Here is a 15,808-nt window from a genome sequence, read left to right on the forward strand (position 1 = left end):
TACCCTTAATTTTTTAAATACACATCATACCTAAGCAACTTCCCCTTGAAACTTGCACTCGGCGTCCCACCCATTGGCTCAGCATAGTCAGGACTTTTCACCACAACTCTTTTTGCCGTAGCCTGCATAGCGGTAGAAAATAATTGCTCTTTATCCATATCATCACCCAATAAATCACGCAAAATGAGCATAGATTTCTTAGGTAAAGCCGATTTCTTTCGCTTAGGTGGGAACATAGGATCGATATAAATACACTCAGGCGCTTCTGTTAATTCGGAAAGAACCCCAATAGCATTACCAGCGATTAATTCAGGCACTGATAAACTCAATCTTTGCACCCAATCAAGCTGTTCAAGCCTCAGATAAGCATCGCCTAATAACTCCAACATAACCGCTGAACGCTCGATGCAACGAAGTTCATAGCCCATACGAAAAATATGCAAACTATCCTGCGCCCAGCCAGTAGTCGCATCAATCACCGTTTTAGTTTTTCGACCAATGGCCTGTGCCAAAGCACCATTTTTAGGGGCTGGCCAAGAACGCTGCTCACCATTTCTAGGCTCTATATCGACGGTTAAACCGCCTTTTTTTAACAGCTCTTTATCCAATAACTTCAAACAGCCGTCACGCCATGATAAAAAGAAATCTTCCGCTGTATTTTTATCCACATTAAGATATAGCGGCACTGCCAAACGATCAGCTAAGGCTTGAGAGACATTAAGCGCATATTGTTCGTTATGTAAAACAGCTAATTTACCGCTATATTCAGGCATTGCTATTCAGTCGAAATCGCTTCTTGCTCATTTTTTAGCGCAGCATCTAAAGTATGCCAAGCTAAAGTCGCACATTTCACTCGCGCTGGATATTCACGAACCCCCGCTAGAACCGCTAATTTACCAATCGCTTCGAGGTCAATTTTGTCCTCTTTGCCTGTGGTCATCTCGTGAAATTGACGAAATAAATCCTCTGCTTCCGCTTCCGTTTTACCTTTCACAATCTCAGTCATTAAAGAAACTGAGGCAGTAGAAATTGCACAGCCGGAGCCTTGAAAACTGGCATCAATAATTTTATCACCATCCATTTTCAAAAATAGTGTCAAACGATCACCACATAAAGGATTAAATCCTTCTACTTTACGATCTGCATCCTCCATAACACGAAAATTACGAGGATTTCTATTATGGTCAAAAATAACCTCTTGATAAAGGTCACGTAAATCATCAAACATAGTCTTCTCAGTTTACATTCCGACTGTTTAGCCGAAAATTTTAATTAAGTCTTCAATACCTGCTATCAAGACATCAATTTCTTCTTTAGTATTATACATAGCAAAAGAAGCGCGTGCCGTTGCTGGCACTGCAAAGAAATCCATTACTGGCATAGCACAATGATGCCCTGCACGTACCGCAATACCTAAACTATCTAGCATCGTACCAATATCATGCGGGTGAATTTTATCTAAAACAAAGGATAAAATCGCACCTTTGTTATTATTATCACCAATAATACGCAGGCCTTTAATTTGCCTTGCTTTCTCAGTCGCATAATCTAATAATTCTGCTTCATAAGCCGCAATATTGTCCATACCGATTTCATTTAGATAATCGATTGCTGCCCCCATACCAATAACATCGGCGATATTTGGCGTGCCTGCTTCAAATTTATAAGGCAAGGTATTGTATTCAGTTTCGGCAAAAGTCACTTTACGAATCATATCTCCTCCCCCCTGATAAGGAGGCATCGCTTCTAATAAAGCTTGCTTACCATAAAGCACACCAATACCTGAAGGGGCATATAATTTATGTCCAGAAAACACATAAAAATCACAATCCAAAGCCTGCACATCGACAGACATATGTGGAATCGCTTGCGCACCATCCAATAAAACAGGGATATTTTTTTCTTTTGCAGCAGCAATAATTTTTTTAACAGGGTTAATTGTCCCTAGCGCATTCGACATATGCACAACAGAAACTAATTTAGTTTTATCACTGATTAACTTTTCAAATTCTGAGAAAATCAACTCACCCTGCAAATCAATCGGCGCAACTTTCAATACTGCACCGGTTTCTTTACACAGCATTTGCCAAGGTACAATATTAGAATGATGCTCCATCGCAGTGATTAATATCTCATCACCCGCTTTAATATTCGCTTTACCGAAAGTTTGCGCGATCAAATTAATCGCCTCAGTTGCACCCCGCACAAAAATAATTTCTTTTGTACTTTGCGCATTAATAAAGTCTTTTACTTTTTCGCGTGCGCCTTCATAACGGTCGGTCGCTCTCACACTTAAAGTATGTACGCCACGATGCACATTAGCGTACTCATGACTATAACAATGCACAATACTATCAATAACCTGCTGGGGTTTTTGACAGCTGGCGGCATTATCTAAATACACCAACGATTTATTACGTATTTTCTCTTTTAAAATGGGAAAATCTGCGCGAATTTTTTCTACGGGAAATATTGTCATGCTACTTCTATATTTTTTGCTTTAAGCGGGAAGCGTTCAGGGTGCTCAATCATATCAAGCGTCAAATCAACATCAAAGTCAGGCCAATAAAAATGATTGTCAGAACTTTCTTCTACATTAATAATCGATTTTATAGACTGTTCGGCAAACCAAGGAAACTCATCATACGGCATAAATAACGCCTTATCATGAGTCAACAACCATACTCCATTAGCTGAAATATTTGTTATCTCAGCTAAATGTCTAAAAACAGCTGGACTCATAATCTATTCTTTATACTACAACCACTCTTGTTGAATGCCTTCTTGCGGAAATCTAGCCAATAATTGCTCTAATATCTGGTCGTGTAAATTTTTGATTTTAATCTTAAAAACCATTTCATTTGCAAAAGCAAAGGTTAGCATATTTCTAGCCGTTGCTTCATCAACACAACGTGATTGCAAATAGAAAATAGATTTTTCATCTAATTGTCCCACCGTAACACCATGTGCACATTTGACATCATCTGCATAAATTTCTAATTGCGGTTTAGTATCAGCTTCAGCATCATTAGATAACAAAAGATTACGGTTATTCATTTCTGAGCTAGTTTTTTGTGCATATTCAGCCACAACAACACGCCCCTGAAAAACACCGCGTGCTCGTTGATCCAATACGCCCTTATATAACTCACGGCTGATTGCATGCGGCTGCAAATGATTAATGCGGGTATGATTATCAATATGTTGTCGTTTAATACCAAGATATAAACCATTTAATTCGCATTCAGAGGCCCGCCCTAAATCAGTACGTATATCATTTCTAGCTAACAAGCCGCCAAAAGCAAAATTATGATGCTTAAAGCGAGCATTAGCTTCTTGTTTAACGTAAGTTCCAGCAAAATGATAGGCTTTCTCACCTTCCAATTGCAATTTATACAACGTTAAATCAGCATTTTCACCAACGAAAACTTCTGTCACTGCAGTTGATAAATAGGCATCATCGCAACCAATAAAAGTTTCAATCACTTCAGCTTGAGCCATTTTATCAATAGTAATAATATGGCGCGTATTGCTCATATAATCAGCCTGAGTCACAACATGTATGATCTGCACTGGCTTACTTAACACTTCTTTGCTTGGCACATGAATAAAAACACCATCAGTAAACCATGCCGCATTAAAAGCCACAAAGCCATGCTGCTTATAACTCACTGCCTGCGTAAAATATTTCTGTAGCTCATCTGGATATTGCTCTAAAGCACTTGCCATATCTAAGACACGAACGCTGCTAGGCAAACCCTCTAAATCAGACAGTGCCGCCGAAAAATGCCCATCAACTAAAACAATAGTCCAAGCATTTTCAAGACGATAAGTATCTAAACTACCGACATCCAGCGCACCGATTTCATCATGCACGACGGGAGAAAATAATTTTTTCTCAATAGCAGAAACATTAGTATAACGCCACTCTTCTTCTCTTAAAGACGGGAAACCATGACTAGAAAAAAAGGCCAGAGCTTGTTCTCTTAATGTCTTTAACCAGCTAACGGATTGCCCAGGCAATAAGGCTTCGACTTTTGCATATTCAGCAGGGTATTGGCTATTTATTTGCTCAGCACTCATTATGCCACCTGCTCTTGAACCCAGCTGTATCCTTTTTCTTCTAACTCTAAAGCCAGCTCAGGGCCACCTGTTTTAACAATCCTGCCATCTGCCAAAACATGCACAATATCTGGCTTAATATAATCTAAAAGACGTTGATAATGAGTAATCATCAAAAATGAACGATCTGCTGCGCGTAATGAGTTTATACCAGCCGCAACCACTTGCAAGGCATCAATATCCAAACCTGAATCGGTTTCATCTAAAATACACATACTAGGCTCTAAAATAGCTGCCTGTAAAATCTCGTTGCGTTTTTTCTCGCCGCCCGAAAACCCTTCATTGACTGAACGATATAAAAACTTCTCGTCCATTTCCAATAATTTAACTTTATCTTTAACTAAAGTTAAAAAATCAAACGCATCGACTTCAGGTAAGCCTTGATGAATACGCATTGCATTTAAAGCCGCTTTTAATAAATAAATATTACTGACACCTGGAATCTCTACCGGGTATTGAAACGCCAAAAATATACCTTCACGCGCTCTTATCTCAGGCGCCATATCTAATAAGTCTTTGCCTTTATAAGTAACGGTTCCCTCAGTAACGGTATAACCTGACTTCCCAGACAATACATGAGATAAAGTACTTTTACCTGAACCATTAGGCCCCATAATCGCATGCACTTCCCCTGCGTTAATCTCTAAGTTGATACCTTTAAGAATAGGCTTATCACCTACGCTGACATGAAGATTTTTTATGCTAAGCATTCTATTTACCTGATTTTATTTTTTATAAATTTGTATCGCTTTGTTGACTAAACTTTTATTACTAAACAAGGAAAAGCTAACCCAACCGATAATATTTGACTAACCGACAGAACCTTCCAAGCTAAGTCCTAACAAAGCTTGCGCTTCCACTGCAAACTCCATCGGTAATTCTTTGAAAACTTGCTTACAAAACCCATTAACAATCATTGAGACTGCATCTTCAGCAGATAAACCACGCTGTTGACAGAAAAATAATTGATCTTCACTGATTTTTGAAGTAGTCGCTTCATGCTCAACTTGTGCAGAAGGTTGCTTCACTTCCACATATGGAAAGGTATGGGCACCACATTTATCGCCCACTAACAAAGAATCACATTGGGTATAATTACGGGCATTTTCTGCATTTTTACCTATTTTAACTAGGCCACGGTAAGTATTTTGCGATTTCCCAGCCGAAATACCTTTAGAAATAATGGTACTGCGTGTATTTTTACCAATGTGGATCATCTTAGTGCCAGTATCGGCTTGCTGATAATTATTAGTCAAAGCAACGGAATAAAACTCACCGACCGAATTTTCACCTAATAAAACACAGCTAGGATATTTCCAAGTAATCGCCGAGCCGGTTTCTACTTGCGTCCACGAGACTTTAGAGTTGACACCACGACATTCAGCGCGCTTAGTAACAAAGTTATAAATGCCACCAACACCATTTTCATCGCCGGGATACCAATTTTGTACTGTGGAATATTTAATCTCGGCATTATCCAGTGCGACCAATTCAACAACAGCTGCGTGCAATTGATTTTCGTCACGCATAGGGGCAGTACAGCCTTCCAAATAACTCACATGACTATCTGCATCGGCAATAATCAAGGTGCGCTCGAACTGTCCGGTATTAGCGGCATTAATCCGAAAATAGGTCGATAATTCCATGGGGCAACGCACGCCTTTAGGAATATACACAAAAGAACCATCAGTAAAGACAGCAGCATTTAAAGCGGCAAAGAAATTATCCGTTTCGGGAACAACCGTTCCCAAGTACTGCTTAACTAATTCTGGATGTTCTTGTAAGGCTTCTGAAATAGGGCAAAAAATAACCCCTACATCGTGCAATTTACCTTTAAAAGTTGTCGCTACCGAAACACTATCAAAAACCGCATCAACCGCAACGCCAGCTAAGCGCTCTTGCTCATCTAAAGGAATGCCTAGTTTCTTATACGTTTCTAATAATTGCGGATCAATTTCATCTAAACTTTGCGGCTTGTCCGAATCTTTTTTAGGCGCAGAATAATAACTAATCGCTTGATAATCAATCGGCTCAATATTTAACTGCGCCCAATCAGGCTCTTTCATTGTTTGCCAATGACGAAATGCTTTTAAGCGATATTCCAGCATAAACTCAGGCTCGCCTTTAATGGCCGACAACTTAGCAATGACCTCTTCATCTAATCCCGGTGGAAAGGTATCCACTTCAATATCAGTGACAAAGCCTTCTTTATATTTTTGACCAATCAGATTGTCAATTTCTTGTGCGCTTGATGACATAAATACTCTTTAATCTTTAATCTATTAACGATATAAACTGGCCACTGGCACAGTAATTTCTTTAGGGAGGCTAACAGGCAACATCATGTCAGCTAAAGTCACCGACTCTAATGCTTGCTGAACGGTCTGATTAACAACACGCCAATTATTCCCTATTTGACATGCCGCAACTTGATCACAACTATGATCTGTTGAACTGCATTCAGTTAAAGAAATAGGGCCTTCTAATGCTGTAATCACACTAGCAACGGTGATCTTGTCTGGTGTTTGTACTAAAATATAGCCCCCTTTAGCACCGCGCACCGAACTTAATAAGTGCGCCTTAAGCAATGATTTCAAAACTTTACTGACCGTTGGTAAAGCGATTCCTGTTGCTGAAGAAATCTCCAACGCCGCATACCTGTGCGCCTGATTTTTAGCCATAAAACTCAAAATAACCGTTGCATAATCAGTTAATTTACCCAGTCGCAGCATAATCACTCCCTTAATATAGGACCATTTTAGTCCTATTTAATTCCATAGTAAATAGCTTGGTTATTATTTTATGCCATTTTCTTGATTTGCCTACCTATTCCAATAGCGGCGATATTTTTCTCTATAGCTTTCAACTTCAACCTTTCCTTGGTAAAAATTGGCCGTTAATGCGCCCGCATCACCTGTTATAAAATATTCTACTCCTATTTTATTATATCTATCGATCACCTGCGCATGCGGAAAACCAAATCGATTAGGCGCTCCTGCTGGAATCAAAATAATACTTGGCTTTACAGCCGCTAAAAAGCCAGCACTCGAAGACGTTTTACTACCGTGGTGCGGAGCAATTAACACCTCTGCTGACAGACTGTCAGACTGCTCAATTAAAAATGCTTCAGCCGTCTTTTCAATATCCCCTGTTAATAAAAAACTCCCCTGTGCTGTCTCAATTTTCAACACACAAGAATTGTCATTTTCACCTTTCAGAGCCAGCTTCGGTGGCGATAATAGACGAAATTTCACCCGATCCCACTGCCAACTCATCCCCGAATAACAAGTTTGCGCCTTATAAGCTGCTAACTGCTCAGGCACACTACTCAGCACCTCTTTAGCTGGCATCCCTGCTAATAGTGATTGCGCACCACCAATATGATCATTATCTGCATGACTAATAACTAATGTATCAATGCGATTAATCTGCTGATACCGTAGAAAAGGCAAAACAACATTTCTGCCCATATCAAAACTATCAGAAAATCGTGCTCCCGTATCAAAGACCAAAGTATGCTCAGTGGTCTCCACCACAACGGCCAAACCTTGACCGACATCTAATAAAGTGACACTTGCCATACCCACTGCAGGTTTATCTTTATGTACTAAAATTAAAGGCAATATAAAAATAAAGCCCATATAACGCGCAGGAATCCCCCGTGGCGCTAACAATAAAAACACACCGAGCATGGCCACAACAATCTGCCATAGCTCAGGCTGAGGCCATACAATACTAGCCAGCGGAAGATCAACTAAAAAGACTAATACCTGCCACAGAAACTGCAACACACTATCGACAATCTGCAATAAAAAAGCGGCGCTATCTGGCATAACAGGCAGTAAAGCGACAGCAAATAAAGCCAGCGGCACTACCAAAAAACTGACAATAGGTATCGCAAGAAAATTAGCAACGGGCGAAACCAAGGAAGCTTGCTGAAAGAAAAACAGTAAAACCGGCAATAAGCCAAGACCAACAACAAAGTGCAATTTAAGACTACTAAGAAAACGATTTTCTCGGCCTAAGCGCCCAGAAAGCACATAGATAATACAAAAAACAGCCAGAAAAGATAAATAAAAGCCCACCGATAACACTGCCATCGGGTCAATCAGCAATACCACTAACAACGCAATAGCAAAAATATCCAAAGATTTCACATGTCGGCGTAACAATATCGTCAGCATAAATACACTAACCATCACTAAAGCGCGCTGTGTCGGGATAGAAAAACCCGCTAATGCAGCGTAAGATAAAGCGGCTAAAAATGAACAAACAGCTGCCACTTGAGGCGCTGAATATGAATTATAAGGGATGCGCAGCCAGCACTGGAAAGCCAGCCAATAAATCATGCCTGCCACCAAGCCGATATGGAGCCCAGAAATAGCCATCAAGTGTGCCGTACCACTTTGCGCTAAGACTTGCCATTGCGATGTAGAAAGTGAACTACGATCCCCTAAAGTGAGCGCCTTAACCAAAGCCAAGCTATCGGCACTTATCTTTTGCTGTGCCAATAAATCCAGCAAACTCTGACGCACTACCGAAATGTTCTGCCATATAGCTTGTGTCGTTAATAATTTTGCCTGACCTGCTTTACGAATATATCCAGTCGCACCAATATGCCGAGCAAACAACCATTTTTCATAATCAAAACCACCCGGATTTAAAGTTCCATTCGGCGCTTTTAATTTAACAAAAAACTGCCATGTTTGACCCGCAGACACTATTTTCGGCGGATAATACCAACTCAAACGCAATTTATCAGGCAATGAGACAGCAGCATGCGTCACTTTAAAATCAAAGCGCACACGTCGATCATTGTATTCAGGTAAACCGACAATATCTCCCTTAATCAATAACTCTTCGCCCTGTAAATCAGGCATCAAGGAATGGCTTAAAAAATACCCAGAAAAAGCACCGGCCCAAACAAAACCTAACAGGAAAAACGCAACTCGCTTTTGCTTAAAATAAAGCAGCACCAGAGCCAGAAAAAAAACGCTCGCTAAAGACCAGACACTAGGTAGCACTGCCCATTGTTGCAAACTTACAATACCCAAGAAAAATGACAAAACAGATAAAAGCACAACTAAAACCTGCTACACTTAAAGGTTAATGTATCTATACGGAATCATCAGTCATGCCAAAAAAACTACTAAAAAAATACATGCCATCACCTGAGTCCATTAAAGGGCATAAAAATCTCAGCTTTTTAGGTGATAAGTTGCATGACCCTAATCTTTGGCACCTAAATCGACGTTCAGTTTCTGCTGCTTTTGCCATTGGCCTATTTGCAGCATGGATTCCAACCCCTGGACAAATGGTGATTGCTGCCATTATCGCACTGTATTTTCGCGCCAACCTACCCATTTCAGTCGCTTTAGTTTGGATTACTAATCCACTAACTATGCCGCCTATGTTTTACTTTGCTTACTTGGTTGGGCTATGGTCTTTAGGGCAACCCTCACCAGACTCAACTTTTGAATTTTCTGTCGATAGCATTATGGCAAACTTAAATGATATAGGTGGCCCTTTTCTAGTAGGGTGCTTAATCCTTGGTATTATTTCTTCTGTTGTTGGCTATTTTGGTATTCGTTCTTTCTGGCGCTGGAATGTTGTTAAACATTGGAATGCACGCCCTCATAAATAAAAATAAACATCCCCGCCAAAAGCAAGCGGAATATTTGGATGGTTTGCCCAAAAGCCAAGATTTCCTCACAATAATTTTTAATCACTGCAAGTAGCAGGGGGAATATATCTCCCAGGAATCAAAATTTGGCCCCCTTCATTCCTCTGTTTACATTTTAAGTGGGAGCGGCTTTAGCCGTGATAGTGGTCTGAACTATCGTAGCTAAAACCGCTCCCACGAAACATATTAAATAGGTGCTAAAAGTGTAATCTACTTTTGGTACTCCATGAAAGATGCCCAAAATTCAATAATAAAAGCACCGCCAGTCCTCGAAGGACTGGCGGTGCTTCATAAGCTAAAATTTTGGATTTTATTTAATGTGCATTCCCAAAGGATTAAATATTACAAGGCAACGCTTTGTGTCGCATGACAAGGGTACTCTTCATTAATTACCCCATCTTTCATGGTAACAATTGCAGTACCAGATATTTGCGCCAATGTCCTTGCTTTAATGGCTGCTCGTTTCATTGCTACTTCTGCATTGATAAAAATGGGACACCCAGCCTCATTAGGTAAAAACTCCGATGCAAAAGTGGTTTTCCCTGCACCATTAAGGTCCTGCAATAATAATTTTTTATCCATAGAAAAATCTAACAAAGGCCTCCTTAACTGAATTCACACGCCTAAGCAACAATCAAACCATCAGCCATATGCAGCACTCTATCCATGCGCCCTGCAAGATCAGGATCATGTGTAACAATTAAAAAGCTGACATTTAATTCTTGATTTAATTCCGACATTAACTGATAAATTGTTTCAGCCGTTTTACTGTCCAGATTACCGGTCGGCTCATCCGCCAGAATACACTTAGGCTTATTAATTAAAGCCCGCGCAATCGCCACCCTCTGCCTCTCACCGCCCGACAATTCACCGGGCTTATGTTTAATCCGGTGCGCCAAACCCACACGCTGTAGAATTTCTTCCGCGTTTGCTTTTGCCAATGCAATAGAAGCACCACCAATAAGCGCCGGCATAGCGACATTTTCTAAAACCGTGAATTCACCTAAAAGATGATGAAACTGGTAAATAAAACCTAAAGTACGATTTCTTAATTTAGATAATTTTGCTTGACGTACTGTATTTAAGTTAACGCCATCCAAAATCACTTCACCACTTGTCGGCTTATCTAAGCCACCCAACAAATGCAATAAAGTACTTTTACCTGAACCAGAAGTCCCCATAATAGCGATGCGTTCACCAGCATAAACTGAAAAATCAATTCCTTTCAAAACGGCAACATCAAGCTCGCCCTGTTTGAATCGTTTCGTTAATTGATGACATTGCAAAATAACCGTATTACTCATAGCGCAATACCTCCGCAGGATTCACTCGCGATGCCTGCCAAGCAGGATAAATAGTGGCAAGCAAAGATAAAGAAAAAGCGACTATCGCAATAACATAAACATCCATCCAAACTAATTTAGACGGTAAGCTACTAATATAATAAACATCCGCCGCCATAAAATTAACACCAAAAAACTTTTCAATCGCCGGTACAATTGTTTCTACGTTTAAGGCCAATAAAACCCCACCTACCGTACCTAAAGCCGTACCAATCAATCCAATAATCGAACCTAAAGTAATAAATATCCCCATCACCGATAGAGGCGTTAAGCCCTGTGTCTTTAAAATAGCAATATCGCCCCGCTTATCAGTCACCACCATCACTAAGGTTGAGACAATATTAAAAGCAGCGACAGCAACAATTAACAATAGAATAATAAACATCACGCGCTTTTCAGTTTGAATAGCACGGAAAAAGTTACTATGTGCTTTTGTCCAATCACTCACATAATATTGTCCACGTAACTTTTCTGCTAATTCACGACTTATTTGTGGCGCATTAAATAAATCATCTAATTTCAAGCGCAAACCAGAAACACGCCCTTCCATACGCAATAATTTTGCAGCATCAACTATATGAATAATCGCCATATTACGATCATACTCATACATTCCCACTTCAAAAATACCACTCACGGTAAACCGCCGTAAACGTGGAATAATACCCGCCGGTGTTGAATTAACTTGTGGGCTAATCACCGTCACTTTATCCCCCACGATAACACCTAAATAAGTGGCTAATTCAGAACCTAGGACAATTTGATATTTCCCAGCCTGCAAGTCAGTTAAGGCACCAATCTGCATCTTTTCACCCACCTCAGAAACAGCTGACTCTTGTTCAGGCAAAATCCCCCGCAAAGCAGTACCACTCACTCTGCGCCCTGCATTAACCATCACCTGACCATTCACAAACGGCGCAGTACCTTGTACATGAGGGAAGTTTTGCAGTTCTTTCTCTAAGACCTGCCAATCATCAAGCTGCCCACCACGCCCTGTGACAGTAGAGTGCGCTGTCATACCTAAAATACGCTGACGTAGCTCGGCTTCAAAACCATTCATCACTGACAAAACAGTAATCAAGGCAGTGACACCTAGAGCAATCCCTAAAACAGAGGTTAAAGTAATAAAAGAAATAAATTGAGTACGACGTTTCGCGCGCGTATAGCGCAAACCGATGTATAAAGTAAGCGGTTTAAACATATAAAATTACAATAGTAAACTAAGAAAAACTGCCTATAGATTTATTGGCAGTTGGGGCATAAACCATAAAGATACAAACTATGATCGGTTAACTCATAGCCTAATTTTTTAGCGATTTGATCTTGACGTTCTTCAATTACCTCATCAGTAAATTCATCGACTTTACCGCATTTAACACAAACGACATGATCGTGATGCTTCCCTTTGTTTAATTCAAAAACTGAATTCCCCCCTTCAAAATGATGCCGGTTCACCAACCCTGCCGCTTCAAACTGAGTTAAGACACGATAAATCGTCGCCAACCCAATTTCTTCATTTTCACTTAATAGAATTTTATAAACCTGCTCAGCAGTCAAATGGCGCTTATGGGTTTCACGCTCCATAATTTCTAAAATCTTTACCCGCGGCAAAGTGACTTTTAAGCCCACATCTCTTAATTCTTGAATTTCCACTCGTTTATCTCCCATACAATCCACCTTACCCCTAACTTAATCTTAATACCTGCTTACATTGTAGTTCTTTTCAGACGAATAAAGAAAAAACCAAGTTAAATACTTGGAATTCACTTTTTAAGTTTTAAAGAAGTTCAGGTATGATGCATACCCATAAATCTAAACAAAGCAAACATCTAACCCTGTTTCCTGAAATTTTTACCTTCAAAATCGCTAGCATACTTTTATATGTCCCAAATCTTACGCCGAATCATGCTGCTTATTTCATTTAGCATCACCACAGCCTGTTCAACCCTTGCCGTCGATGTTCCTTTTGTTTACAAAATAGATATCGACCAAGGCAACGTTATTGATCAATTAATGATCAACCAGTTACGTCCTAATATGACTAAGCGCCAAGTCATTTATGTTCTAGGCTCTCCACTACTCATCGACCCTTTCACGACAAACCGCTGGGATTATATCTACTCACAACAGCCTGGGCACGAAGACAGAGTCCAAGAGCGCGTTGCTTTGTTTTTTAGCGGTGATAATTTAGTCCATATCGAAGGCGATTTAGCACCCGAAGCGAACCCGCCTCCCCCGCCACCTAAAGAAATTACCATAGATGCTCCGAAACGCGAGCTGAAAAAGACCTTATACGAAATAATAGTGGGCTTATTTACTTTTGGAGACGATTCATAACTCAAAAACACTGCGTTATATCGTTTTTATATCAGTAATAAAGGATTGCTACACTAGCGCCCTTGCTGTATGGCTCGTTGCCTGCGCGCATCCATCGGATTAAGTGCTAAATTACGATAAATTTCAACACGATCATTTTCTTGTAACAACTGATTAAGTGAACAAATTTGGCTAAAAATACCCACCTTATTTTTAGCCAAATCTATCTCAGGAAAGTAACTGACTATGTCTGATAAAACGATCGCCTGCTCAACGGTACAACTCACTGCCACCTCAACGGTTAAAATTAACTGTTTCTCAGGCGTCGCATAAGCGACTTCAACCTCCATATCTAAGATAAGCCCCGTAATAAGTTAAAAACAATCCGTTATACCTTTTTCTATGTTGCAAAGTAGGCTTACTATACTAAGTATATATCTGCTTTGCGCGCTCAGTAAACGAAGTCACCATGGTATTACAAATTTGATTAAAGACAGCACCAAATGCAAAATTAGCTAACACCCCATTCATTTCAAACTCTAAGTCCAAAGAAATCTTACTTGCATCTTCACGTAGTGGCATAAAGCTCCATACACCATCTAATGATGAAAAAGGACCGTGTAATAAAGAGATAGTAATACGCAGTTCACTTTCATCGTTAATATTGCGCGTCGCAAAAGCATGTTTAAACCCTGCTTTAGCAATTTGCAACTCTGCCTCAACAATATTACCTTCCCGGCTAATAATCCTACTACCCGTGCACCAGGGCAAAAATTCAGGATAAGACTCTATATCTGCAACCAAAGCAAACATCTGCTGTGCCGAAAATTTAACTAATGCGCTTTTTTCAACGATTGCCATTAGCCAAACACCCCTAATACATGTAAAAACACCAAGAAAACAGCCACAGGTGTCACATAGCTAACTAAAAACTTCCAAGCTGTATATTCTATTTCATTATCCAAAGCTAGCTCAGCTTGAGTATGTTTTTGCAACATCACCCGTCCAGCAAATAAGGCAATACCTAAGCCCCCTAACGGTAACATGAGGTTCGCTGTTAAATAATCTATCTTCTCAAAAAAACTTTCAGAAAATACCGTACCTAAACCTAAGGCCCACGTACCTACCCCCATATAAATACTGGCTTGTTTACGATCTACATCATAATTTTCAACAACCCAAGCAACAGCCGGTTCAATTAATGAAATCGCCGAAGAGATCGCCGCAAAGACCAACAAAACAAAAAATAACACCCCAAATAACCAGCCGCCAGTCATATTGCCAAAAGCAATCGGTAAAGTTTGAAAGATTAACCCAGGGCCTGCGCTCGCCTCTAAACCATTAGCAAACACAATAGGAAAAATCGCAACACCAGCCAACAAAGCAACCAGGGTATCGGCTCCGGCAATAAGAATAGAGGTTTTAGCAATAGAAATGCCTTTAGGTAAGTAGGAACCATAGACCATAATCGCCCCCATGCCTAAACTCAAAGTAAAAAATGCATGCCCCATGGCAGTCAGTACGCCATCCCCCGTCATTTTACTAAAATCAGGTTTAAATAAAAATTCTAAACCTTGCATATAAGCCCCTGTCGTCATTGCATAAGCCACTAACAATATCAGCAAAACAAACAAGCTTGGCATTAAAAGGCGTACAGCCTTTTCTAACCCACCTTGCACACCACGAGCAACCACCGACATAGTGGCCACCATAAAGACCGTATGCCAGAAAATCTGTTGTCCTGGGCTCGCTTGTAAATCACTAAAAAGGCCACTTATTTGTGCTGCGCTCTCACCCGAAAAACTCCCCGTAAATGCCTTAACAACATAAGCCAGTGCCCAACCTGCAATAACACTGTAATAAGACAAAATTAGAAATCCAGCGATCACACCCAGCCAGCCTAAATAATGCCAATTTTTATGAGCTCCCGCCTCTTCAGTTAAAGTTTCCAAAGCATTAATCGGGCATTGACGCGCGCGCCGTCCCATCATCGTTTCAGCAATCATAATAGGGATGCCGATAACAGCCACACATAATAAATAGACAATAACAAAAGCCCCCCCCCCATTTTCACCGGTAATATAAGGGAACTTCCAGATATTACCCAAGCCCACTGCAGAACCTGTTGCCGCTAAGATAAATGCGAAACGTGAAGACCACTCTCCATGTATAGATTTCTTTGTACCAGTCATTAAACTACCTACGCGTTTGAAAATTGAGTTTTTATCAGTAAATAAAGTAAAATACTGATATGTTCATTCTTAAGCAGGCTAATTACCCAATGTTTAAAATGGCATAAACACAAATAACGCCTAAATTATCCGTGTAGAGTATACCCTTTACC

Annotated in this window: 18 protein-coding genes and 1 pseudogene; 2 read left to right on the forward strand and 17 right to left on the reverse strand. The window is 40.2% G+C overall.

Annotation, left to right across the window (positions count from 1 at the left end; all coding sequences use genetic code 11):
- Positions 1-5: 5 nt before the first annotated feature.
- From BQ7314_RS08820 to BQ7314_RS08860, 9 genes are all read right to left on the reverse strand, one after another.
- Complete coding sequence (locus BQ7314_RS08820; protein WP_174483338.1) at positions 6-773, reverse strand: class I SAM-dependent methyltransferase; 768 nt, start codon at positions 771-773, stop codon at positions 6-8.
- 2 nt (positions 774-775) lie between these two features.
- Positions 776-1,228, reverse strand: coding sequence for a Fe-S cluster assembly sulfur transfer protein SufU (gene sufU / locus BQ7314_RS08825; RefSeq protein WP_174483339.1), 453 nt, complete (start codon positions 1,226-1,228; stop codon positions 776-778).
- Between the two features lie 27 nt (positions 1,229-1,255).
- On the reverse strand, positions 1,256-2,479 hold the full coding sequence (locus tag BQ7314_RS08830) for a cysteine desulfurase (RefSeq protein ID WP_174483340.1): 1,224 nt from the start codon (positions 2,477-2,479) through the stop codon (positions 1,256-1,258).
- A complete protein-coding gene (locus BQ7314_RS08835; RefSeq protein WP_174483341.1) occupies positions 2,476-2,742 on the reverse strand; it encodes a DUF2442 domain-containing protein in 267 nt (88 codons plus the stop codon). Before BQ7314_RS08835 ends, BQ7314_RS08830 begins: the two co-directional genes overlap by 4 nt.
- 15 nt (positions 2,743-2,757) lie before the next feature.
- Positions 2,758-4,083, reverse strand: coding sequence for a Fe-S cluster assembly protein SufD (gene sufD, locus BQ7314_RS08840; RefSeq protein ID WP_174483342.1), 1,326 nt, complete (start codon positions 4,081-4,083; stop codon positions 2,758-2,760).
- On the reverse strand, positions 4,083-4,832 hold the full coding sequence (sufC, locus tag BQ7314_RS08845; protein WP_174483343.1) for a Fe-S cluster assembly ATPase SufC: 750 nt from the start codon (positions 4,830-4,832) through the stop codon (positions 4,083-4,085). Before sufC ends, sufD begins: the two co-directional genes overlap by 1 nt.
- 99 nt (positions 4,833-4,931) lie before the next feature.
- The gene (sufB, locus tag BQ7314_RS08850) at positions 4,932-6,380 is read right to left on the reverse strand and encodes a Fe-S cluster assembly protein SufB (protein WP_174483344.1); all 1,449 of its coding nucleotides are present in this window, start codon (positions 6,378-6,380) and stop codon (positions 4,932-4,934) included.
- A gap of 24 nt (positions 6,381-6,404) precedes the next feature.
- Complete coding sequence (locus tag BQ7314_RS08855; RefSeq protein ID WP_174483345.1) at positions 6,405-6,854, reverse strand: SUF system Fe-S cluster assembly regulator; 450 nt, start codon at positions 6,852-6,854, stop codon at positions 6,405-6,407.
- 90 nt (positions 6,855-6,944) lie between these two features.
- Positions 6,945-9,203: a DNA internalization-related competence protein ComEC/Rec2 gene (locus tag BQ7314_RS08860; RefSeq protein WP_174483346.1), complete on the reverse strand. Its 2,259-nt coding sequence runs from the start codon at positions 9,201-9,203 to the stop codon at positions 6,945-6,947.
- A 53-nt stretch (positions 9,204-9,256) separates the two neighbouring features.
- Between BQ7314_RS08860 and BQ7314_RS08865 the strand changes: the two genes are divergently transcribed.
- Positions 9,257-9,766, forward strand: coding sequence for a DUF2062 domain-containing protein (locus BQ7314_RS08865; RefSeq protein WP_174483347.1), 510 nt, complete (start codon positions 9,257-9,259; stop codon positions 9,764-9,766).
- A gap of 381 nt (positions 9,767-10,147) precedes the next feature.
- On the opposite strand, the gene BQ7314_RS16090 is transcribed toward BQ7314_RS08865, so the two are convergent.
- The 5 genes and pseudogenes from BQ7314_RS16090 to fur all read right to left on the reverse strand — a co-directional run bounded on the left by BQ7314_RS16090 (position 10,148) and on the right by fur (position 12,816).
- Positions 10,148-10,273: a hypothetical protein gene (locus tag BQ7314_RS16090; protein ID WP_425356640.1), complete on the reverse strand. Its 126-nt coding sequence runs from the start codon at positions 10,271-10,273 to the stop codon at positions 10,148-10,150.
- A gap of 3 nt (positions 10,274-10,276) precedes the next feature.
- Positions 10,277-10,376, reverse strand: a pseudogene (locus BQ7314_RS16095) (Zeta toxin family protein); the annotation flags it as partial.
- A 52-nt stretch (positions 10,377-10,428) separates the two neighbouring features.
- Positions 10,429-11,109, reverse strand: a complete 681-nt coding sequence (gene lolD / locus BQ7314_RS08875) for a lipoprotein-releasing ABC transporter ATP-binding protein LolD (RefSeq protein WP_174483349.1) — start codon at positions 11,107-11,109, stop codon at positions 10,429-10,431.
- The gene (locus tag BQ7314_RS08880; protein WP_174483350.1) at positions 11,102-12,349 is read right to left on the reverse strand and encodes a lipoprotein-releasing ABC transporter permease subunit; all 1,248 of its coding nucleotides are present in this window, start codon (positions 12,347-12,349) and stop codon (positions 11,102-11,104) included. Before BQ7314_RS08880 ends, lolD begins: the two co-directional genes overlap by 8 nt.
- 41 nt (positions 12,350-12,390) lie before the next feature.
- Positions 12,391-12,816: a ferric iron uptake transcriptional regulator gene (gene fur / locus BQ7314_RS08885; RefSeq protein ID WP_245394955.1), complete on the reverse strand. Its 426-nt coding sequence runs from the start codon at positions 12,814-12,816 to the stop codon at positions 12,391-12,393.
- A 213-nt stretch (positions 12,817-13,029) separates the two neighbouring features.
- On the opposite strand from fur, the gene BQ7314_RS08890 reads away from it, so the two are divergent.
- The gene (locus tag BQ7314_RS08890; RefSeq protein WP_174483351.1) at positions 13,030-13,485 is read left to right on the forward strand and encodes an outer membrane protein assembly factor BamE; all 456 of its coding nucleotides are present in this window, start codon (positions 13,030-13,032) and stop codon (positions 13,483-13,485) included.
- A 53-nt stretch (positions 13,486-13,538) separates the two neighbouring features.
- Here BQ7314_RS08890 and BQ7314_RS08895 read toward each other — a convergent pair whose 3' ends face one another.
- From BQ7314_RS08895 to BQ7314_RS08905, 3 genes are all read right to left on the reverse strand, one after another.
- Complete coding sequence (locus tag BQ7314_RS08895; protein WP_174483352.1) at positions 13,539-13,814, reverse strand: RnfH family protein; 276 nt, start codon at positions 13,812-13,814, stop codon at positions 13,539-13,541.
- Between the two features lie 76 nt (positions 13,815-13,890).
- Positions 13,891-14,325: a type II toxin-antitoxin system RatA family toxin gene (locus BQ7314_RS08900; protein ID WP_174483353.1), complete on the reverse strand. Its 435-nt coding sequence runs from the start codon at positions 14,323-14,325 to the stop codon at positions 13,891-13,893.
- Positions 14,325-15,656 carry a sodium-dependent transporter gene (locus BQ7314_RS08905; RefSeq protein ID WP_174483354.1) on the reverse strand — a complete coding sequence of 444 codons (1,332 nt, stop codon included), beginning with the start codon at positions 15,654-15,656 and terminating at the stop codon, positions 14,325-14,327. Before BQ7314_RS08905 ends, BQ7314_RS08900 begins: the two co-directional genes overlap by 1 nt.
- Between the last annotated feature and the right edge of the window lie 152 nt (positions 15,657-15,808).

It is taken from the genome of methanotrophic endosymbiont of Bathymodiolus puteoserpentis (Logatchev) (genome assembly GCF_900128525.1).
Classification (GTDB): Bacteria; Pseudomonadota; Gammaproteobacteria; order Methylococcales; family Methylomonadaceae; genus Methyloprofundus.